The following is a 22,256-nucleotide window of genomic DNA, read 5'->3' as shown; positions in this document are numbered from 1 at the left end:
TTGATTAAAAAGATGTTGTTAACTACATTTTTGCGTCCATTAGCTTTTCACTTTGCGACTTTGGTTTTCCTAATTTCATTTTGACCACAAAAGCTTTAATTGCCATAAACGAATTAGGGAGCATAATATCGTAATACGTATTTTTATCTAGGTCCAGCCCCATATCCGTATGACTCAATTCCAAAGACTGTCCATTATGGAGCAGGGTAGCAGAAACCGGGACCTCCGCTGCATTCTTAGGAACCGCAATGCGTACAATATTGTTAACGGGACGATTAAAAACAGTAAGATAAAGGTCATCCGCTTTTTTCGTAAAATAACCCAATTTAGATGGAGCGAGACCAGCATGTCTGACACCGTATACCGCTTCACCATTAATTTTGATCCAGTCTCCGATTTCCTTCGCCAGTTTATCCTCTCCCGGATGCATGTGACCATTCCCATCAGGGCCAAAGTTCAGTACAAAATTGCCATTCATGGAAACACAGTTCATCAGCATATCAATCAGATCATCGGAGGTCTTGGTATAAATCCCCGACCAGTCTTTCATATACCCCCAGCCATTCGGTGGAATTGTCATGACACAGTCCCAATCACGTCCCTCCAGCCACTCAAATTCCTTCGGCATTTTTCGTTCCCAGCCCTGTTCATAATCACCTAGCATCTCACCGTTGGAGTCAAAATGCCGCTTTCCAAATTCATCATTTCGAAACCGGCTTCCGATAATCAGTCCCGGATGTTTCTCACGTAGCTCCTTTTCCAATCTATAGGTAAAGTCATACGCCTGAATCCAAGATTGATCCCAGGTACCATCAAACCAAAAACCTTTTATTTGTGGGTAATTTTGTAGGAGCTCTAGCAACTGATTACGCGTGTACTCCAAAAATTTATTGAATTTAGCCTTTTCTTCAGGAGTGGAGGGCGCTTTCCCCATATAGTTTGAATTATTCCATTCCAGAATTGAAAAATACAAAAACACATCTATTCCTTCCGCTGTATATGCATCTACGACCTGCTTGACGATATCTTTTTTATAAGGGCTTTTCTTAATGGTATAATCAGTATACTTAGAAGGCCATAGAGCAAATCCATCATGATGTTTTGTCGTAAAAATAAGATACTTCGCCCCCATTTCTTTCGCCTGTTTAGCCCAGGCTTTTGCATCAAAACCCGTAGGATTAAACTTTTTGTAGAGGTTGTCATAGGTATTCTTCCAATCTTTCGGCGCTGTTGGCCCACTCCAGGTACGTATCCATTCGGATGCTGCTGCTCCTTTTCGAGCACTTACCCCTTCCCATTCATTCCCGGGAATTGCATATAGCCCCCAGTGGATAAATTGTCCTAGTCCATAGTTGCGGAACCGTTCCATGGCCTCATCTGTCCGATGCGCCGGCGTCAAAGGCCCATATTTCACCTCCACTTTGTTTTCAACCTTCTTGCGTGGACCTGTCCATTGCGCCGAAGTAGTTTTTACTCCCAGCAATATGCCGCCGAGAATCAATGCTGTGATTAATTTATTATATTTCATCTGACCATTATTTCTTTAAAATCGATTCTGTCCAACAACAAATAAATCTATGTTTATTGACCAGCTATATGTTGCCCATCCGAAGATCACTTCGGATTATCTATATATTGTTTTTGTGACTTCTTGATCACTGCAGGCTCTGGGTTACTGTCCTTAAAGGGATCAAAGTAATAAAGCCCCTGATCACGGTACAAGAGCAAGTGCTTTTTTAATTTCCTTGTAAATTCCTCAAAATCACGCCCTGTTCCAGGTACCCAAGCTGCCTCCGCTAATGCGGCTATTCTTGGAAACACAAGGTAATCCAAACGATTGACATTGGTCACTGTTTCTGTCCAAAGATTCGCTTGAATACCCAAGATCTGTTTTTTCCTTTTTCCCAAACTATCCAGTTGGCTTCCAGCAAAATTGTAAACATCCTGCAAAGGATTAAAGCCTTTTCCCCATTTACGGCCATACTTATGGTTCTCCTGCTGTACAAAGTCAAAATACATGGGCAGTCTGGGAGTTAATATGGTCTGATAACCTTTATCCAAAATTTTGTTTAGCTGCTCCGGTTTATCATGACGCCACCACATCATGACCGTTTGATCTTTCGTTAGCTTAGCGTCCACCATTTCGTCCCAAACCATAATCTTTCCGTGTATCCCAGCCACAGAATCAGCCATACGACGAATAAAATATTCTTCAACTTCCTTGTTGGATTTTATACCTGCTGTGTTTTTCAGTTCCTGAACTTGGGCATCATTATCCCAGGCATCACTGCCAAAGGCCACCTCATCTCCGCCCAAATGAATATAGGGTGATGGAAAAAGTGATTTCACTTCTCGCAAAACATCGGTCAAAAACGTATATGTTGTATTTTTAGCAGGATGGAATGTAAAATCAGGATGTTTTTCATTGCCACCACCGGACAGGAAAGGATATGCACGATTGGCCGCTGTAGCATGCCCCGGCATATCAATTTCAGGAATGACCTCAATATTCCTTTCGGCAGCATAGGCAATGATTTCGCTGATATCAGCCTGACTATAATACTGTAGCGAGGCATAAGGATCAAGATAATTGCCTATCCCGCCAACCTGTGTTAACCAAGGATATTTTTGTATACTTAGACGCCATGCCGGTTCATCTGTCAGATGCCAATGGAACTTATTCAACTTATAAAAAGCCATCCAATCCAGTAGAGATTTCACTTTATCCTTACCGAAAAAATGGCGCGATTCATCCAGCATAAACCCGCGCCAGGCAAATTGCGGTTTATCTTCAATCTCTACTGTATGTAATTGAATCTGATCACCTTTTTGTTCAGCCGCTGCGAGTAATTGGTCAATACTCGATACAGCGCTGAGCATGCCCGCCCGACTGGAGGCATAAATTTTTATAGCTGTACCTTTAATTGATAGCTTATAAGCCTCTTCATCCAATTTATCATCTTTTATCAAACAGACGCTGGCGGCGTCCGACTGATCTGTAACAGCACTTGTAAAACCATATTTGGTTAATACTAGTCTTTGAAAATATTGCTTTTCCGATCCGAACCCTGGATCAGCAAAGACAAGGAGTGTATTCTTTAATACGACCGGTTTATCCAGCACTTTTGCATAAAGCGGCTTTGGAATAATGTCAACTTGCCCCTGAACATGTTGCATGACAAAAAAAGAGAAACAGAAAAAAAAGAAGCGATTTAAGTTCATCAAAATTTGGTTTAATAAGTCTTTAAACAATATTCCAACATATCCATTATCATAAATACTGTTTGTCAAATTTAAATCACGGAAAACAAAAAAAAGGAAGATACCCAATGATATCTTCCTCGTTCTTATTACCAATTGGGATTCTGTGTAATTTTGGGATTTTTTGCAATCTCTGAAGTAGGGATTGGCCACAAATAATCTTTGGCAGGATCAAATCTTCTTAAAGAAGCATCCTGTAAAATAATATAATTCTTAGCATTTACCGGAGTCTTAGCATCCCACTTCTGATCTTTATCAGTCAAATATTCAGCAAATAGATAGCTTCCAAACAGGGTTTTGGGCAATTCATTTTCTGCCGTTTTCCAACGGAGTAGATCCCAATAAGCGAATCCTTCAAAAGCCAATTCTACATTTCGCTCCCGACGTATTTCTTTTTGCATATATAAGCCGTTACTTGTCACCAAAGTATTGCTAAGTTTAGCCATTGACACGAAATTAGGTGCAGCATCCGTTCCAATATTAATCTGAGGTAGACGAGCTCGCAATAGATTAATTGTTTTATCTAAATCCGCATCTGATATCCCGTTGTTAAGTTCATAAACTGCTTCTGCGTAATTCAACAGCACTTCCGCATAGCGCAAAACAGGTTTGTCAATATAGGAAGCTTGTCTTGCCCAAAACGGTTCATTCGCATATTTACGGATACCAAAGCCACTACGTTGTCTGCTCGGGTTTGGAATTGTGTATTTTCCACCCGAGATATACTCATCTCCCTTTTTAAATAATGTAAAAGACATTCGGGGATCACGTTTCTTAAAATATGCAGCGTGTGTAGTTGCGCTATTTGGTTCTTCATATAAAGGCGACTTATCGGTTGGCAGGCCGTCAGCCATCACATAATTATCGACAAAATTCTGGGTAGGTACAATAGAGTTTCCCTCATAATAACGTTGTACGGGTGTAGATACGACACTATTCTCCTGATTTACGCCATAGGCTTTAATAATGATGTTTTCTCTATTTGCCCTGCCTTCTCCCGCTAATTGAAACAGGTTAAAATAAGCATCGTTATTCACGCCTCCTGCTTGGGAGAATAAAGCATGCATACCTGAGTTCATCACGGCCTCGGCAGCTTCTTTTGCCATTAACAAATGTTTGTTTGCATCACCATATTTATGAAATTTTTCACGCGTTCCTTCAAACAAAGCCACCCGTGACTTGAATGCTAAGGCCGCCGTTTTAGAAATTCTTCCATATTCTTTTGCTGCATTAATTTCATCTGCATTACGTAAAACATTAATTGCGAAATCCAAATCGTCTAAGATTAACTTCAATGTCTCCTCTCTTGAGGCGCGCGACAAAAAGATATCCGGATCATCTACCCCCATTGTTTTAGTAATCAATGGTACTCCACCAAAACGTTTGAACATCTCAAAATAGTACCAAGCTCTAAAAAAGTGGGCTTCACCAACATACCAATTCACCTGACTAGCATCAACACCTTTGGCCAATACCTCAGCCGATTTTTCAATTAATTTATTCGCCTGAAAAATATTATAGTAATTATAATCATCGCTTGTAGCAGCTTTTACACGTGAACCGTCCGAAATTGGATCTCCTTTCTCATTTGGGTAAGCAAAAGTTGACCAATTATCCATATTCACGTCTTTCTGCGTCAAGCCAGGCAAAGTAGTATAAAAATAGTTAGCTGCTAGACGTAAATCAGCTACAGTATTCCAAAAATTAGCATCGCTTATGGTAGTTTCAGGAAGTTCATCTATTTTACAAGAAGATACCGAACCTAGAACAATCGATGATAGAAGTATATATATAAATTTCTTTTTCATGTTAATCAAATTTAAAAATCAAGATTTATTCCAAATGATATTGTCCTAGCAAATGGATAAGGGGAAGCGATCTCAGTCGTTGTTCCCTCTCTAGTTGGTTTCATTTCAGGATCAACTACACCTTTAAAGACACCCATTTTTGATAGTGTGAATAGATCCTCTCCTGATGCATAAAACCTTACGCGTGAAAAAGGCAATCTCTTCATCTGATTCTTTGTCAAAGTATAACCGACTTGAATATTCTTCAATCGAGCATAAGCACCGTTTAAAAACCACTTACTCGAAGGTTGAAAATTTTGTGTGCCTTCAAGGAATGGTCTTGGAAATGCAGCATTTGGATTCTCTGGTGTCCAATAGTCTGTTTGGAAAGACATTGGCATATACCATGAAGCCAACAATGGTTGAATCAATTCATTACTTGGTTTAAATTTTCTTTTGGCAATGCCTTGAATAAATATACCGAGATCAAAGTTCTTATAACTTGCATTGATATTAAAGCCATATTGATATCTTGGGTTAGTGTCTCCTAAATAGACTAAATCACCAAGATCCCCGAGTCGTTCACCTCCTGGACTTATTTGCCCATCGCCATTGATATCAACGTATCTAACATCGCCTAGTCCAGGCACCCCGTTTTTATTCACTATTGCTTTATAACTCGGTGCATTTGCAAGTTCCGCTTCCGTTTGGAAATAACCATCCGCCTTATATCCCCAAATTGAATTCAAAGCATACCCCTCGACCAATATAGTTTCTCCTTTATCATTTTTCCCACCATTTACACCAGCTTTAATAATGTCATTTGCCCCACCGTAACGCATCACTTTATTCTGATTATCAGCAAGGTTGAAGTTCACACTATAAGAGAAATCCTCTCCAATTTTATCATTGTAACCAATATTAAACTCCCATCCCCAAGTTTTTAGCTTTCCATCATTTGACTTCGGTACATAAATTCCTACTGTAGCTGGTAGGCTGACAGATACCAACATATTATTATTATATTTATTATAATAATCAAAGGATCCTTTCAGCTTACGATTTAGAAGGCTAAAATCAACACCAAAATTTTGGGTCTCGACCGTTTCCCAACTAACGCCTACTGCAGGAATTAAATCCTGATAAGTATAAGATTGTTTGTTATCCCCTAACACTACACCTGTTTTGCCTGGCTCTGTGTTCGGACCGATTTTTAATTGGGCCAGGAAGTCATAATAACCGATTCCTATCTGAGAGCCGACCTTACCCCATGAAAGGCGAGGTTTTAATTCATTCACAATATGTGAAATTCCTTCAAACCAGATTTCCTTTGACATATTCCAGCCAGCAGAAAATGAAGGAAATACTTTTCGACGATTACCCGGGTACAATCGCGAACTTTCATCACTTCTTACTGTTGCCTCAAAAAGATATTTTTCGTCATAATTATAGTTAAATCGCCCAAAATAGGATTGAGACTGCGAGCGCTGTACAAACTGATTATTTGATTTGTTGACTGGATCTGAAGTGAAATTCAAACTTGGATTATCGTTTACATATAAATTTTTGGTACTGGCGGTGATGTATTCATGGTCATAGGACTGAAACTGATAACCACCCATCACATGGAAGTTGTGCGACGAAGCAAGTTTAAAATCATAATCAACAATCGCTTGATAGTTCTCTGATAATGTTTTATAATTTGTTATGGAGTAATTATTCGGATTATTTAATTGACTAGCCGTCGATTTAGAAGGACCAGAGTAATATGTCACTGTACGTCTAAAGTTCTTATTTTCTCGTGCTGTATTCTCTCGGCTATACATCAATTTGATGTCCAATCCCTTTATAAAATTATTAAACGTGGCAACAACGTTGTTAAAATAGATGTCTTTCCGATCCCTATTAAACCCACCATCTTTCATTAAAGCGTAACCGATAGCAGATGAAGTTCCACTGCGATAATAGGTGCCATCTTCATTATAAAGGGGGAAACGCATGCGGGAAGAATAAAATTGTCTTAAGAGCCCATTTCCACCGCCATCAATTCCATAACCGCCATCTTGGGGATTATCTGTTGCCTGATTAATATAAGCAGATCCAACATCCAATTTAATATATTTATTAACTTGTGCAGAGATATTGGCCCGTGCATTCCAACGTTCAAAATGATCCTCTCCCACTTTAAACATCCCAGCCTGGCTCATATTTCCTAAAGATGCCATATAAGTTATCTTCTCATTACCGCCAGTAATCTGCAAGTTGTGATTATATAAATTGTATGATTTTTTTGCAACTTGATCTATTAGGTTTTGTTGATTATATGTCCGCCACTGCCCATTTGCGCCTTCGACAAACACTGGCCCATTGACTGCATAATTAAGATCTTCATCCGTATATTCAGCTGGCAAGCCTGCATTGGCACGACCAAGGTTCATATACTTCATCTCCTCCACAAGCGAAAGTCGATCGGGCATATTTGATGGCATTTGTATAGCAACGTTACTCATTAAAGAGATCCGGGACGGTCCTTTTTGCCCCTTTTTTGTTGTAATCAAAACAACACCCCCCGCCGACTGTGCGCCATATATTGCTGTCGCACCGCCATCTTTTAGAACACTGAAATTTTCAATATCATTTGGATTAAGTGCATTAAAAGTTTCCTCCGTACTAATTACCCCATCTATCACATAGAGTGGACTCACACTCCCATTGGCAGATGATGCACCTCTAATCTGGATATTCATACCTTGATCTCCTGGGCGACCGGACTGTCTAGTTACATTTAAACCAGGAGCTGCCCCCTGTAATAAATTTGCAACTGTAGGTGCGGGTCTATTTTGCAGAAGTTTTGTATCAACTTGCGAAACTGCGCTAGTTAGATTCGTTTTCTTTTGAGAACCATATCCCACTACAACGACCTCTTCCAACAGATCATCAGATTTGGACAGACTCACCTGTGTAGCTTGGCTCGCTGCAACTTCCTTAGGAACATAACCAATGTAATTGAAAACCAAAATAGCGTTTGCAGATGATACCGATAAAGAAAATTTTCCCCGATCATCTGTTGAGGTTGATTTCGATGTTCCTTTCTCCGAGATGGTTACACCGACAATAGGTTTGCCATTTTCGTCAACAACTGTACCACTGACTTTCTGCTGAAAAGCAGGTATTGAAGCCTCTTTTTTTACTGTCGATAGATGGGAATTTTTAGCCTGCGCAGTGCCCATTAATGAAAATGCGACAACCGGCGTTAAGAACGCGAGATAGCAATATAGTCTCGTTTTTCTAAATTGATGTCCGTAGTGAGATCTATTCATATTATGTTTTCTAAGGTTTGTTAGCTTTGGTAATTTGGTCTTATATCTAATGCAATTGTAAAGAAATTATTAAGTTATTCCCCAAGCCGGATCCCAAACAATCGTTTGCGCTATCCTCGAAAACGTTGTAGTGTATATCATACAAACAGGATAATAAAGAAATAAACAAAACAAACAGCGAAAAATAAATTACATAAGGTAAATTTACTTTCAATTAATTGTTTCACGGAAATAAAGGGAATTAGGCATTGTCTTTTTGTTGGTTATATTTGAAAACGAAAAAAATACCCTAAGTTAAAAACCATATGATTAAAAGGATTTTTTATACGCTTTTCTTTATTGGAATAACAATACTGCATCTACAAGCCAGAACGGTGATTCCATTCAATGCAAACTGGTCGTTTAAAAAAGGTCCATTTTCCACCTCTGCATTAGACTATAACCAGACGTTTGAGGGAAAGTGGCAATTGGTTACCCTTCCGCATACCTGGAATGCAGTAGACATGCAGACAGCCGAGATCAAACCCGGTAGCCTCGGAAAAAACGAACGCTTTTATACCGGTGATGCCTATTATCGCAAAACATTTGTCCCCGGATCAGATTGGAAAGGCAAGCGTGTTTTCATCCGATTTGAAGGGGTAAATACTCATACCGAAGTTTACTTAAATAATAAACCGCTCCCTGTCAAAACAGGGAAAAATGATGTTACCTACGATAATGTTCAAAGAAATGGCAACTACAATTTTGTTGGCCGGCATCAAGGCGGTTATTCCGCTTTTGTTTTCGAATTAACCAATATGCTCCAATTGGGCGCAGAAAACGAACTGCTGGTCAAAGTAAATAATGAAGCCAGTCCACAGGTGATCCCGGTCAACCACACGCTATTCCCCATGTACGGTGGTATTTATCGTCCTGTTGAACTTATTGTTACCGATGACATTCATATTGCCGTGAATGACTTTGCCTCCCAGGGCATCTATATCACCCAGCAAAACGTTTCCAAGAAAGCAGCAGATGTAGCCTTAAAAATAAAAATTGATAACAAGTCCGGAAAAATACAGCCCATCGAAATACTAACGACCATTTTTGAAAAAGATGGTACTGTAAAAGCAAAACAACAAACGGTTTATACATTGCCGCCACAGGGCCGTCAGGTATTATCGCAACAAATTGCGGTCAAAAATCCGCACTTATGGCAGGGACTGGACGATCCTTACCTTTACCGCGTTGTCACACAGATCAAAAAAGATGGTCAGCTCATTGATGAAGTGACGACACCTTTAGGCATACGCAAATTTGAATTACGCACGGGCCAAGGTTTCTTTTTAAATGACATTAAGTATCCCTTATACGGTGTATGTCGACATCAGGATCGCTGGGGCAAAGGTTCAGCGCTCAGCAACGCCGACCATGACGAAGATCTATCCATTATTAAAGAAATGGGGGCTACTTCCATCCGCCTGGCACACTATCAGCAGTCCGAATATTTCTATTCCAAATGCGATAGCATCGGACTTGTCATCTGGGCCGAAATCCCATTTGTAAATCGCGTGACCACATTTGAAGATAACAATGCCCAGCAACAGCTGAAGGAACTGATTCGTCAAAACTTCAATCACCCTTCCATTTATATCTGGGGAATGCACAACGAAGTATATTCACCATCGGCTTATACCGTAGAACTGACAACCAAACTAAATGACCTCGCTAAATCCGAAGACCCAGATCGTTATACCGTATCCGTCAGTGGCTATAATGTGATTGACCATCCGGTTAACAATAATGCCGATGTACAGGGTATCAACCATTATTTCGGCTGGTATAACGGTGAGCTGGAAAACAAATCGGATAAAGATGACGATGTGGCCACTTGGGCACAACGTATAAGTAAAGAGTTCAAAGATTACAAGATTATCTTCTCTGAATACGGTGCTGAAGCAGTTCCCGAAGATCAGGCCGAAGAAGTAGGCAATTTCGGGAACCAATGGAGCAACCCATCGTTCTTTCCAGAGGAATATGCGACAAAATTCCACGAAGTCCATTGGGGTGTGATCTCAAAAAGCCCTATTTTTTTAGGATCTTATGTTTGGAATACATTTGACTTTGCCACGCCGATTACAGCGCTGAACGTGAATCCAAGAAATTATAAAGGATTGGTATCTTTTGACAGAAAATTGAAAAAAGATGCATTTTACTGGTATAAAGCGAATTGGAGTAAAGAACCGGTATTGTATATCACTCAACGCCGTATGATCAATCGGGGAAATGAAATTACGCCGGTAACGATCTATTCCAATAGAGGTGAACCAACCCTAACGGTCAACGGAAAAATTATTAAAGCTGTAAAAAAAGGGCAAACCGATGTGCATTACATTTTTGACCATGTTAAACTTGCAAAAGGAGCAAACACAGTAGAAGCCAAGGTCATACTAAAAGACGGAAAAGTATTGACGGATAGTATTCATTGGAATTACGATCCATCTTACAAACAAGATACAACAGGACCAACCAAATCCAAAACCGAGCACGTAGGGCTCTAATAAAGAACTAGATAAAAAAAGAAAAGCAACACTACTCCCTGTACTAGTGTTGCTTTTTTATGTAATAAGGGTTTCGGCTTATCCGATCTTCATACTGTTCCGCAGTTACCAAGCATCTCGATACAATAAGCGGAAAACCATTGACCGACATAAGCCGAGTGTTTACCGAGATTCTCTCCGGATTAGCCTAAAGGCTCTTCCCCCCTCAGCAAATCCCCCCTACCTTTGAGCTATCAAATAAGAAATAAAAACATTAAAAAATAAACATCATGGCAACTAAAACAACATTCAGTATTAACAGCAAAACGATCACAAAAGCTTTTCAAGATCTCTTTGATTCATTTAAAAGCTCGCGATTAAAGGTTTCTTCCAAAAATGGACAGGAATATCTAAACATATCATTACTGCTGGCGGTGATCATTGGCATTATCTTTCCGGTAGCATTTGTGGTCCTTATTATTCTTACTTTGGTTTGCAGCCTCCAGCTAGCCATCTTACAAGAGGATAAACAGGAGGAAGAAAAACAAAAAATGATTGAACTAAAATAAGCGCTATATACGATATAGCTCAACATAAACGGGATGCCCAGCAATGGACATCCCGTTCAGTTTTTATATACGTGTAGTAATCGGTAAATACACTATTCTAAGGTAGGATTAAATTCTCCACCCCAATCTTTGTTTTGCTTGATATTCGGATTCTTATCGATCACAGATTGCGCAATCGGGAAGAAATAATAAGTATCTGGTACCAGATTGACTTTATTCCCGGTGCTAGGCACCTGCAGCACATTATATTTAAACTGGTTTTCTTTTAGTTGATAACTTTTTGCCAGGTCTGCTGCCACCTTTAGATCCATATCAGTTCCGTTGGCATTGATCGCAATTGCTTCCACCCCCTGTTTGGTTTTATTGTTCAGTATGTCAAGCTTACGCAAGCGGCGCAAATCCCAAAAACGATGTCCTTCAAAGCAGAACTCAATGTTTCTTTCTGCCAATAAAGCCTCTCGCATATCAGCTTTATTGCTGGCGGTGATGCCATAACTATTATCTTGGCCCGGTTCGATACCCGCACGCATCCGGATTTGTTTTAAAAGCGACGTTGCTGTAGCCAAATCCCCTGTTTCATTGGCAGTTTCGGCATAATTCAACATAACTTCCGCATAGCGCATCAGTACAAAATCCACATCATATTGGGTTTCTACCTGCGTTTGTCGCAAAGAGAGCTTTGAATTCTTCAATATAAAAAAACCTGTATACCGGTCTCTGTTCGAAGAGGTTGTTCCAGCTTTCGGATTTTCGCCGAAATTGTCAAGCGCATCCGCAATACCCAGCGAGGTATATTGTCTCTTCCCTGTTTTGCCCGATACCTCATAGACCTTTCCATTCCAAACAATGGATTTGTCAAAACGGGGATCACGGTTTTCCCAATAACTTTGTAAGAACTGTTCCTCCGTTTTATGGTATTTACCCGTAGGATCAGTATAGCGTTTACCATCTTTCATTGGAAACTCTTTCACAAAATCCCAGGTCGGGACTGCACTCGCCGTTCCACGGCTTTCGGAACCCGGCCGTACCCCATTATCCCAGTTAGCAACCTTATTGGGATAGGAGTTTATAACTGCAAAAACTACCTCAGGTCCTTTCTCTACCAAGGCAATATTGTAGTAATCAGCAGTCAGGTTGTAGCCCTGAGCTTTTAGTTGCTCATAAGCTTTTTTATTCACCGCATTTGCTTCTGCCCAATACGCATTTCCATACGGATTGGAAGGATTAAATTGTGGCGATGCTTTATACAACAATACTTTAGCTTTAAAAGCCAGGGCAAAATTACCGTCAATACGTCCATAATCGGCCGTACCCTTTCCGATCGTCATTGGTAAATTGGCTAATGCCTCATCCAGGTCTTTTACAATGAAATCAAAACATTCCTTGGTACTGTTGCGCGGAACTTTCAATTCATCACTTTCCAGGTCTTGCGGCTTTGTGATATAGGGCACACCGCCATGATGTTTGACCATATTGAAATACATATAAGCACGCATAAAAAGTGCCTGACCTAGTACAGATTTCTTCGTAGCCTCATTTAATCCTGTACTTGCCGCCACCTTCTGAATCGCTGTATTGATCTTGCGTATGGTCGTATAATCCCAGGCTTTGTAGGCGGAGTTATTGACCGTCACCGCGTTCAGAGGAAAGTTGATCCCTGCTAGCTGTTGCGAATTATTGTCAGCAGCACTGTTCCAGTTGCCGAACAAGGTATATAAATTAGCCAGGTATGCATTAACAAGATTGGGGTCGTTCCATACCTTATCTTCGTTTACCGAATTGAGGTCCTCAATATCCAGTACATTTTTGCAGGAAGCCGTTGTAAGCAGCAGGGCAACCAGCGGATAAAATATCTTTTTCATCATTAAAAATCAATTAAAATTTAACATCTAGGCCCAACGTAAATGTTTTCATCACCGGGTAGGAATCGTACATTTTTTGTTCCGGGTCATGGAATTCCTTCATCGGTGAAAAAACAAATAGATTCGTACCATTTAAGAATACGTTGACACTCTTCATTTTGATTTTTTCCATCATGCCCTGTGGCAGTGTATACGAAATATTCAAATCCCGTAGCCGCATATAAGCTCCATTCCGGATCCAGAATGTTGACGATGTAGCTCCCGATTCCTGCCAGTTATAACCTACAGGCCGCGGGTATTTGGCATCTGTATTCTCTGGAGTCCATACATCCGATGTCCAGATCGGGTAATAAGGTCTAAAGGTATCGCCATGCTGGCGCATTCCAGCCCCCTCCTGGTTACTGATGATGCGATCATAGGCCAGTACGCCCTGAAATAAGGCCGAAACATAAACACCTTTCCAGCTGGCGTTAAATCCAAATCCGTAATTAATACGCGGTGTATTATTTTCCGATAGTAATTGCATATCATTGTCATCGATAATACCATCAGGCTGGTTCGTGTAATTTTGCCCACGAATATCTTTATAAAGAATCATCCCCGGATAAGGGTCACGGCCATAAGTCTTAAATCCTTTTGCTTTCAAAGCGTCTGCTTCGGCCTGTGTACGAACCAATCCCGAAGCTTCTAAACCAACAATACGGTTTTCAGGCCTTCCCACTTTGGAACGGAAATTTTGACTTGCCCCGGTTGCATAAGAGGGCTCCTCATCAAAAATATCCCAGCGGTCTTTTGCATAGCCCATATTCGCATTCAAGCCATACGAAACCTCGCCGATCCGGTCACTCCAGTTGAGGGAAAGTTCTCCACCTCGAAAGCTGCGCGCCGCATAGTTTTCAGGAGCCAGCCCACGGCCATAATTGTCAGGAACCTTGATCCCCCTCGTGCCGAGAATATCGGTTTCTTTGCGAATAAATCCATCTAAACTACCGGTCAGTTTATTCTGAACGAAACCAAAATCTATCCCCACGTTGTAACTCTTTGATTTTGTCCAGGTAAGGTTCGTGGTCGGGTTGTCCAGATACGTTACCCCAGTGTAATAACTGTCCCCGAAAATATAACCGGGTACGGGTGTTCTGCTTCCTGTGCGTGATGTGATGATTGAGCTATATTTCTCCATATACGAATAAGGTAATATCGAATAGCCCTCCACATCGACGAAGTTGCCCGAACTTCCGTACGATGCCCGTAGTTTTAGATCACTGACCGTATTTTTGATGGCCGAAAAGAAGTTCTCATCCGACACACGCCAGCCTAGGGACATGGATGGGAAAAATCCCCAGCGTTTATCATTCGGGAATAGCGGCGAGCCATCGTAACGGAAGGAAAACTCAGCAATATACTTATCCGCATAGTTATAGTTCGCCCGCCCGATCACCCCTCGGCGTGCGTCCATTAATTCAAAGGCATCTGTCGACCGCATGCTCCTGTCTGTCGGATAGATATACATCTGATCCAATGGGATAATCGGATTTTCTGCCCGCGAAGTAATGTTGGTATTACCCGATTTAAACTGTTCATAAACTACCAGACCGTCCACTGTATGTTTACCAAACTTGCGGTTATAGTTGAGAAACCAATCCACTTGATACTGCCATTTCCGCTGTGGATTGTAGTCCATAAAAGGCTGTGCTTGGCTAAAGGTAAACACGTTTATACGATCTTCGGAAGGAGGGGCTGGTATAAAACGGTTTCCATTGGGATTCAATGAGGTGAATGTATAATTTTTTTGAAAACTCATATAGCGTTTACGCATATAATCTTCTGCAACATAGCTTCCCACCAATTTTGTTGACAGTCCTTCAAGCAACTTATCCAATTTTAAATTAAGTGTCATAATGGGATTTACCTGACGCACCTTACGATCGATATACCGGTCGCCAATAACCTGGTCGATCACATTCCAGGCTTGCCAGCTTCCCATTGGCGTCTGTACCGGATAAGCTGTTGGAGTATTACTCGGTGTTCCATCCGCGGTAAGATAAAACGGATACATCTTGGGCCAGTTGAAAGTAACGCGGTAGAAATCCGAAACATCAAAATCATCATCACTGGCGGATGTACTAAATGGCCAGAAGAACCTATTGGAATTTGTCTGATTGGCTGAGATATTAAAATCCATGCTAAATGCATCACTGATCTTAGCGGAAATATTGCTGCGGAGATTAAATTTCTCGTGGTCCAGCGATTTATAAGATCCATTTTCTTTCCGATAGCTCAATAAGGCATAATAAGTAATCTTGTCGCCTCCCCCGTTAACGGCGATCGACTGCCTATGGCTGAAAGGATTTCGCCAGATTACATCATTGGTATTATAATTTTTATCTTTAAAATAATCAAATTCACGTTGTCCATTTGGAGCCACCCAAGGTTCACTTTTCTTTCCCTGTTCCCAACGGAATTGGGAAACCCGATTCTGATAGATCAGTTCATCCGTCGCGGTGGTCAAGTTGGCCAATAAAGTCTGTGTGGGTGAACTAAAGGAATAATTACTCTGGACATTGAAGACCGGTGCCTGGGTCGTTCCTTTTTTTGTCGTGACCAATACCACACCATTACCCGCTCTCGTACCATAGACAGCGGCAGTTCCAGCGTCTTTCAGGAAACTCATCTGATCGACTTCATTGGCTTCCAGCGCGTCAAAAGCAGCTTTATCGCGCACCACACCATCAATCACATAAAGCGGTTCGACTGCAGCTCCACGGATACGTAAGGAGGAGGAAGCGCCGGCCATCCCTGAAGTATTGGTCACATTGACACCCGCTGCCCTTCCAGCCAAAGTATTGGACAGATTCGATGGTGAGATGTTTTTCAGTTGTTCAGAGTTCACCGCTGCAACCGCCCCGGTTAGATTGCCTTTCTTTTGCTTGCCGTAACCCACGATCACCACTTCTTCTAGGGACTCTGTACTGCCAATCATGGTCACAGCGATCGTTCCGCTACTCACCATGACTTCTTGCCGCGCATACCCTTGATAATTGATAATCAAAAAATCGCCCTGTTTGGCACGAATGGAAAAGCTACCATTGGCATCGGTGGAGGCCTGAACCGTACTACCTTTTACGGTAATCGTGGCACCAGCAAGCGGATCGCCTTTTTCGTTCTTTACACTACCCGAAATTTGCTGCTGTTCAACATGAAAATAGCTCAATTTCGATTTTAGATTGCTCGCAAATAGATTAGGGGACGAGCATAGAAGAGCAAGACCTAAAAGACTTAAAGGCCTGGCTTTACTGTAAAAAAGATAATTCTTTTTCATAATTAAGATGGAGGTTTTTAGATAATAGTTTACAAACAATTCCTAAAGGTTTACTGGTTTTTCAACTTTTGTAAAAAAATAACAAAAGACTGTCGATTTTGATAGGAAATTAAATAAAAGAATCTGAAAATAAAAATGAAAATGAACAAAAGAAACTGAAAACTAGACTGTTTTTAATATTTTATCGAAAGATTATTAAAATATTTAACCAGCTATTTTTATAAAAGCGATACTCATTTAAACTTATAGGGACCCAAAAATGTAGATTTTAGATGAGTTAGGGGGTATTATAACAACAAAGCAGCTACCGGAGGGGCAGCTGCTTTAATTTGATCGTAAGGTGTGTTGTGTTGTATTATCTTTTCTCCGTTTTGTTGAAAGGAAGGGTTGGGGACAGATTAAATGTAAAATTACCTTTTGAATCTACACCGCCGGCGCCCCTAACGCGTGCCTTGATCTCGTATTTCGCATTCGGATTATAGTCTTTAACCGTGAAATTGTAATAAAAGGGTTTAATCTTATTCGTTCCTCTAAATTTATCCGCTAGCGCATGGTGTCCATCCTCCTCTATAACCTGACCATCTTGCAGCAGTTGGACAGCATCAATTTCCAGAAAATTCTTACCATCTACAAAGAAAAAACCAGCTTGTGCCCGGCCGTTGTCGTAGATTTTTTTGGTTACATCAAAGGTTAGTGTACCATACTCCTCCCGAATGTCATCACTTGTCCAACTACCTGCAATATACCCCCCAGGATGATAGTAATCGATCCGCATGGAATCCAGACGCGGGAGATTGGCATCCAGTCTGCGACAGAACTCTGCGTAATCTTTCTTTGACTTGGAAGCCCATCCTATTTCAGCGACCGCCAACAAGCGCGGAAAATTCTGTACATTCATATCCTTGATATCTTGGGCAAGCGCTGACCACATATTCCCCTGTACACCGAGCAGCAATTGATCCTCGTCGGCTGTCAGCCCATTTGATGGATCGAAATTATAAACTCTTTCCAAAGAATTAATCTGTGGATAGGCCAGGTCAGTCATTGTGCCATCATTACGATCGGCTTGTGTAATATCAAAATACAAATGTGAGGCCGGTGTTGCAACCGCCTTAAATCCATCTTTGGTGGCCTCCTTTATTGCCTCCTCACCAAGCCAGCTCATAATTGCGGTACTCTGGGGCAGGTTCTTAGCATCGGCTAAAATATCATTCCAACCGATCGGCTTTTTCCCTTTCTGAACAATAATAGCTGATACACGCTGTACAAAATAACTTTGTAAAGCTTTGACATCCGCAATCTGATGCTTCTTCATAAATTCCTGCACATGGGGGTCCTTTTCCCACAGATCATGACGAACCTCATCCCCTCCAAAATGAATATAACTGCCCGGAAATAGCGCGGCAATCTCCGTAAACACATCATCTAAAAATTGATAGGTCGTCTCTTTTGTGGGATCAAGTGTATTTGGTGTAAACTGGTTGCCCCAATAGCCCCAGGAAGATACAAAAGGAAAAATATGATTGGGATAAGAATTTTTGTTTACCCCTAATGTCGGATAAGCCAATATTGTTGGCCAGGAGTGCCCTGGGACATCAATTTCAGGAACAATGGTAATATTGCGTTCTTTGGCATACTGAACCACCTCTTTGATTTGATCCTGTGTATAAAAACCACTACGTTCAGCCGGTTGCTTCTCCGTACGATGGAAGATGGTCGTATTTTCTGCTGTTAACTTGGGATATTTCTTTATTTCAATGCGCCACCCTTGATCGTCTGTCAAATGCCAATGAAAAGTATTCATTTTATATAAAGCCATTACATCCAGATACTTTTTGACAGTGTTAATTGTGTAAAATGTACGGCTCACATCTTTCATGTAGCCTCGCCAGTGGTATCGGGGATAATCTTTGATCGCAACAGCCGGAATAGACCAAGCAGCTTCAGGAACGGTGTTATTATTTGCTTCGATTGCGGAGGGCAGGATCTGACGCAAGGATTGTGAGGCATTGAAAAGACCATGTGCGGTCTTTGCTTTAACAGTTACTTTTTTTGCCGACACATCCAATTGATAACCTTCATCACTTGGAACATCCATCTTTTTATCCAAAATAAACTCAATTGTATTGCTTGATTGCTTTTTCTCTATCATCGGATAATGGCTAGCCTGCCTTAATTGCCGAATAAATAGGTCCACATCTTTAAGGCTACAATTTTTAAAACTTATGGTTGTCAGTTTATCCAATTGGAATACACCTTCGCCGTAAGTGATTTCCTGAGGTTTTGGAATGATATTCAAAACGGATTGCGCCTGGCTTACCTGTCCGATAATCAACGACAACATTGCTGAAATAAATAGTTTTTTCATCAGTTTTACAATTTGTTTTTTTAATGGAGATGAAGTATTCTGAGTCAACATTGACCCTTTTTAGGTTTCCATCGTTAAAATAGAAAATAAAAATGGTACTACCGATTTACTGCTTCAATCAAACGATTGTGTAAGTTTTTTAAAAAGTAGCTATTATTTGACAGTGATACCCAGCAGCTTTCATTTTTAAGTCTTAAATTTGATTTCCAAACAAAACAAAGAGGCTGTAGTTAATTTATTGGTTGAAAGAAGAACAACGTGAAAAATAATAAAAAAATATTTATTTTCAGGACAGTTTTAATTGCTTTTCTGATTCTTTCTTTGGTGTATATCGGCTCGATATTCACCTATCAATATATTGAATATCAAAAAACAGAAGCCCGTCTTAATAAAGCCTACAGCTCCAAAAATCAGTTGACAAGTTTATTTTATGAGCTGTTTGCCTCTTATAACGCAGCAGGGAATGCATTCCGTTCCTACACGGTAGATTTCAGTGCTGAAAATTTGACAAATTATACAAAGAGCTTAGACAGCCTTCGATTTTACATCGATTCTCTGTCAACGCTTTCTTCCAAAAAAGGGATTTCGTTTTCAACCAACGCACCTCTGGAACAAAATATACATCTCTCTGATGAATTCGCACGTATTAAGAAATCCGTTGATAATATGATTTTTCTAGCGAAGGATTCTCTTTCTCTATTAACGAAAACCAGCCGAACATTACGTCCAACAAGCAATCGAATCAATGCAGATTCAGTTGTCAGTAAAATATTACGCGATACCGCTTTAACTGTCCATAAAAAAGATACGATCGTCAGAAAAAAGGAAAAACTGTTCTCCAGGATTTTCAAAGCCAAAAATGACACATTAGTTTCGGACAGACTTGAACAACAATTTAATGTCAATCAGATTAAGGCAATTCACAGCCAGATACAGACACTAATTGAACAGAATGAGTCGTTTTATAAACAGGATTTCAGTAAAATCCGTCGTTCCTTCGTCGCCCTTCAGGGCAAGGAAAGGCAGCTGCTACAGTCAAATTATGCGCTTTTTAATACAATCAGTACCGCCCTACTCAAGATAAAAACGCAAGAAGACGAATCCTTGCGGGCGGCCGAAATACAGGATTTCACGCTATATAAGAAAAACTCCGCCATTTTTGGAAAGCAGGTTATTGCCTCAATCATCTTAATGATTATTATGGTGACCTTAATTCTGTCCTATCACTATAATACCATTATTTATGAGCGCAAAATCACAGCCGCAAGAGATTATGCACTACGTACCGCAAAAGAGAAAACCAGCATACTAGCCAATGTAAGTCATGATGTGCGCACCCCTGTCAATTCGTTGCTCAGCGTTATAGACCTTTTAAAAAACAACACCTCCAACAATCGCGTTAGTCCGGCACTATTGGATTCCATTACACAGGATATTCATGTCATCAATGATACTGTCGAAGATATACTCAATCTGGGCAAATTGGAGTCAGGCATGCTGGAGATTAAAGAAGAATATTTTTCACCGGCCAGCTTGCTTGCCAATCTGATAAAGATGCAACAAGGCCAAGCTGAAAAAAAAGGACTTAAATTAATCAGCAATATTGCAATTGAACGGGATACATTGATCAAAAGTGGTGCTTACCGCTTGCGCCAGATCGTATCGAATCTCCTAAGCAATGCCATTAAATATACGGATAAGGGACAGATAGAGATTAAGGCATTCATTAATCCGGATGGAAAGAAAACCTTGCAGATAGAGGTTATAGATACTGGAAAAGGAATTTCGGTTAAAGATCAGGAACATATTTTCGAACAATATTACATGACCGATCTCAAGTCTAAAAATAGCTTTGGACTGGGATTGCATATTTCCAAGCTTATGGCAGAGCAGCTTAATGGAACATTGAGTGTGAAAAGTAAACAGGGTAGTGGATCGATATTTACATTGATCATTCCGATTGCTGATGAAAAGAAAAGCCTAAAGCAAGCTGTCCCACAGAACAATCTACCTGTGCACTTACGCATTGTGGTGATAGATGATAACCCCATCAATAACCTCTTTGTTAAACAAGCTCTGCAGCAGTTTAAAGATGTAAAAATTTTTCAGGATTCGCAGCAAGCGATAGCGTATCTTCAAAACAATGGCAGCGATATAATCATCACTGATCTTAATATGAATGGCCCCAGTGGTTGGGATATTTTGAATCTGGTCAAAGGAAACAATACAATCCATGGTCCGAATAATAAAGTAATCGCGTTAACTTCAGATGAATCACAGGTAAGTATACAGCGTCCGGAGGGACAGACCTATTATTTTGACGGGATCATGGTCAAACCTTTTAATCTAACAACATTCATCCAGATTTTAGCTTCATAGATGGTATTGTTGGACTATACTGATAGTATCCTCTCTTATTGGTAATACCGGCTCCTGTCAGCTTCAAAGCGAGATCAGATTTTAATCAGTAAAATTAAGATAAAATCCCTGTGGATCGATCAAAACTTTGACAGGAAGCAAACTTACGCCATAACCTTCTGTCACATCCTGACTTTTGTCAAAGTTCTTGCTATCGTATTTTAATCCCAAGAGCCATGTTTTCAAAATACCAATTTCATCCTGCTCTCCCACTTTGTGTATTTCTGAGGTCAGTGTCTTCATCGTGAATTCCGATAATCTCAATCCGAGGAGAAAAACAGTAAAACACCATAACATTAACAGCGCATAAGAAATGGAGCTAGCCAACAGAAAAGGCTATCCAATATAAGCGTACCATACGAATGTACGGTACTCAAACATAGTCCCTTAAATTTCCTTGTAGTATTACAATCTTGTAGTCTTACAATAAGGAGCGAAGTGCCTCCAATGTCACGCATTACTGGAGACCGCCCACATCTTTTAAAAAAATTAAGCCAATACACCTATGGGCTGTCAGCGTAGTCATCTACTACGACCTTATCAGGAAGTCTCCTCCCCTGGTTAGTTTCGCTCTCAGATGCTTTCAGCCTAGACACAGTCCCTAACGCCGTACACCTCATACCTTTGTCCAATAATGATGTTGCAGGAATAAACTGAGCGTGGTGAACTTCCCATCCATCCCGGTTGGCTGCCCGCAGAAAAGAAGGAGAAAAGTCTCCAAACGAAAGAAGCCCTTGACTGTTTCCAGCAAGGGCTTCCGTGTAAAAAAAGGCACCGACCTACTCTCCCACCTGTTACGGCAATACCATCGGCTCTGGCGGGCTTGACTGCTC

The 22,256-nt window shown here is 40.7% G+C and carries 12 protein-coding genes; 3 read left to right on the top strand and 9 right to left on the bottom strand.

From position 1 onward, the window contains the following. Positions 1-22 precede the first annotated feature (22 nt). From ABDW32_RS17585 to ABDW32_RS17570, 4 genes are all read right to left on the bottom strand, one after another. On the bottom strand, positions 23-1,528 hold the full coding sequence (locus tag ABDW32_RS17585; RefSeq protein ID WP_343564737.1) for an alpha-L-fucosidase: 1,506 nt from the start codon (positions 1,526-1,528) through the stop codon (positions 23-25). Positions 1,529-1,614: 86 nt separating this feature from the next. Further along, positions 1,615-3,222: a beta-N-acetylhexosaminidase gene (locus tag ABDW32_RS17580; protein ID WP_343564735.1), complete on the bottom strand. Its 1,608-nt coding sequence runs from the start codon at positions 3,220-3,222 to the stop codon at positions 1,615-1,617. Positions 3,223-3,350: 128 nt separating this feature from the next. Beyond that, the gene (locus tag ABDW32_RS17575; RefSeq protein ID WP_343564733.1) at positions 3,351-5,069 is read right to left on the bottom strand and encodes a RagB/SusD family nutrient uptake outer membrane protein; all 1,719 of its coding nucleotides are present in this window, start codon (positions 5,067-5,069) and stop codon (positions 3,351-3,353) included. An 11-nt stretch (positions 5,070-5,080) separates the two neighbouring features. Next, a complete protein-coding gene (locus ABDW32_RS17570; protein ID WP_343564731.1) occupies positions 5,081-8,368 on the bottom strand; it encodes a TonB-dependent receptor in 3,288 nt (1,095 codons plus the stop codon). Positions 8,369-8,673: 305 nt separating this feature from the next. Here ABDW32_RS17570 and ABDW32_RS17565 point away from each other — a divergent pair, with 305 nt between their 5' ends. Both ABDW32_RS17565 and ABDW32_RS17560 read left to right on the top strand, forming a co-directional pair. Continuing rightward, positions 8,674-10,908, top strand: a complete 2,235-nt coding sequence (locus ABDW32_RS17565; protein WP_343564729.1) for a glycoside hydrolase family 2 TIM barrel-domain containing protein — start codon at positions 8,674-8,676, stop codon at positions 10,906-10,908. A gap of 269 nt (positions 10,909-11,177) precedes the next feature. Further along, positions 11,178-11,456 carry a DUF4342 domain-containing protein gene (locus ABDW32_RS17560; protein WP_077438291.1) on the top strand — a complete coding sequence of 93 codons (279 nt, stop codon included), beginning with the start codon at positions 11,178-11,180 and terminating at the stop codon, positions 11,454-11,456. A gap of 92 nt (positions 11,457-11,548) precedes the next feature. Here the strand turns inward: ABDW32_RS17560 and ABDW32_RS17555 are convergent, their stop codons facing one another. From ABDW32_RS17555 to ABDW32_RS17545, 3 genes are all read right to left on the bottom strand, one after another. Next, entirely contained in the window at positions 11,549-13,321 is a 1,773-nt protein-coding gene (locus ABDW32_RS17555; RefSeq protein WP_343564727.1) for a RagB/SusD family nutrient uptake outer membrane protein, read from the bottom strand. 10 nt (positions 13,322-13,331) lie between these two features. Beyond that, positions 13,332-16,637, bottom strand: a complete 3,306-nt coding sequence (locus tag ABDW32_RS17550) for a TonB-dependent receptor (protein ID WP_343564725.1) — start codon at positions 16,635-16,637, stop codon at positions 13,332-13,334. 355 nt (positions 16,638-16,992) lie between these two features. Further along, on the bottom strand, positions 16,993-19,005 hold the full coding sequence (locus ABDW32_RS17545) for a beta-N-acetylhexosaminidase (protein ID WP_343564723.1): 2,013 nt from the start codon (positions 19,003-19,005) through the stop codon (positions 16,993-16,995). 258 nt (positions 19,006-19,263) lie between these two features. Between ABDW32_RS17545 and ABDW32_RS17540 the strand changes: the two genes are divergently transcribed. Continuing rightward, complete coding sequence (locus ABDW32_RS17540; RefSeq protein ID WP_343564721.1) at positions 19,264-21,384, top strand: hybrid sensor histidine kinase/response regulator; 2,121 nt, start codon at positions 19,264-19,266, stop codon at positions 21,382-21,384. A gap of 81 nt (positions 21,385-21,465) precedes the next feature. On the opposite strand, the gene ABDW32_RS17535 is transcribed toward ABDW32_RS17540, so the two are convergent. After that, entirely contained in the window at positions 21,466-21,666 is a 201-nt protein-coding gene (locus ABDW32_RS17535; RefSeq protein WP_343564719.1) for a hypothetical protein, read from the bottom strand. Between the two features lie 373 nt (positions 21,667-22,039). Continuing rightward, a partial coding sequence (locus ABDW32_RS17530) for a hypothetical protein (RefSeq protein WP_343564717.1) occupies positions 22,040-22,256 on the bottom strand: 217 nt, incomplete at its 5' end.

Source organism: Sphingobacterium sp. (genome assembly GCF_039596235.1).
Lineage (GTDB): Bacteria > Bacteroidota > Bacteroidia > Sphingobacteriales > Sphingobacteriaceae > Sphingobacterium.
Note: the sequence above shows the minus strand (reverse complement) of the source record. Positions and strands in the feature narration are given on the sequence as shown.

Bases quoted from the DNA above. Each gene is read 5' to 3' on its own strand.
- ABDW32_RS17585 (WP_343564737.1), bottom strand. From the start codon at position 1,528: ATGAAATATAATAAATTAATCACAGCATTGATTCTCGGCGGCATATTG.
- ABDW32_RS17580 (WP_343564735.1), bottom strand. From the start codon at position 3,222: ATGAACTTAAATCGCTTCTTTTTTTTCTGTTTCTCTTTTTTTGTCATG.
- ABDW32_RS17575 (WP_343564733.1), bottom strand. From the start codon at position 5,069: ATGAAAAAGAAATTTATATATATACTTCTATCATCGATTGTTCTAGGT.
- ABDW32_RS17570 (WP_343564731.1), bottom strand. From the start codon at position 8,368: ATGAATAGATCTCACTACGGACATCAATTTAGAAAAACGAGACTATAT.
- ABDW32_RS17565 (WP_343564729.1), top strand. From the start codon at position 8,674: ATGATTAAAAGGATTTTTTATACGCTTTTCTTTATTGGAATAACAATA.
- ABDW32_RS17560 (WP_077438291.1), top strand. From the start codon at position 11,178: ATGGCAACTAAAACAACATTCAGTATTAACAGCAAAACGATCACAAAA.
- ABDW32_RS17555 (WP_343564727.1), bottom strand. From the start codon at position 13,321: ATGATGAAAAAGATATTTTATCCGCTGGTTGCCCTGCTGCTTACAACG.
- ABDW32_RS17550 (WP_343564725.1), bottom strand. From the start codon at position 16,637: ATGAAAAAGAATTATCTTTTTTACAGTAAAGCCAGGCCTTTAAGTCTT.
- ABDW32_RS17545 (WP_343564723.1), bottom strand. From the start codon at position 19,005: ATGAAAAAACTATTTATTTCAGCAATGTTGTCGTTGATTATCGGACAG.
- ABDW32_RS17535 (WP_343564719.1), bottom strand. From the start codon at position 21,666: ATGAAGACACTGACCTCAGAAATACACAAAGTGGGAGAGCAGGATGAA.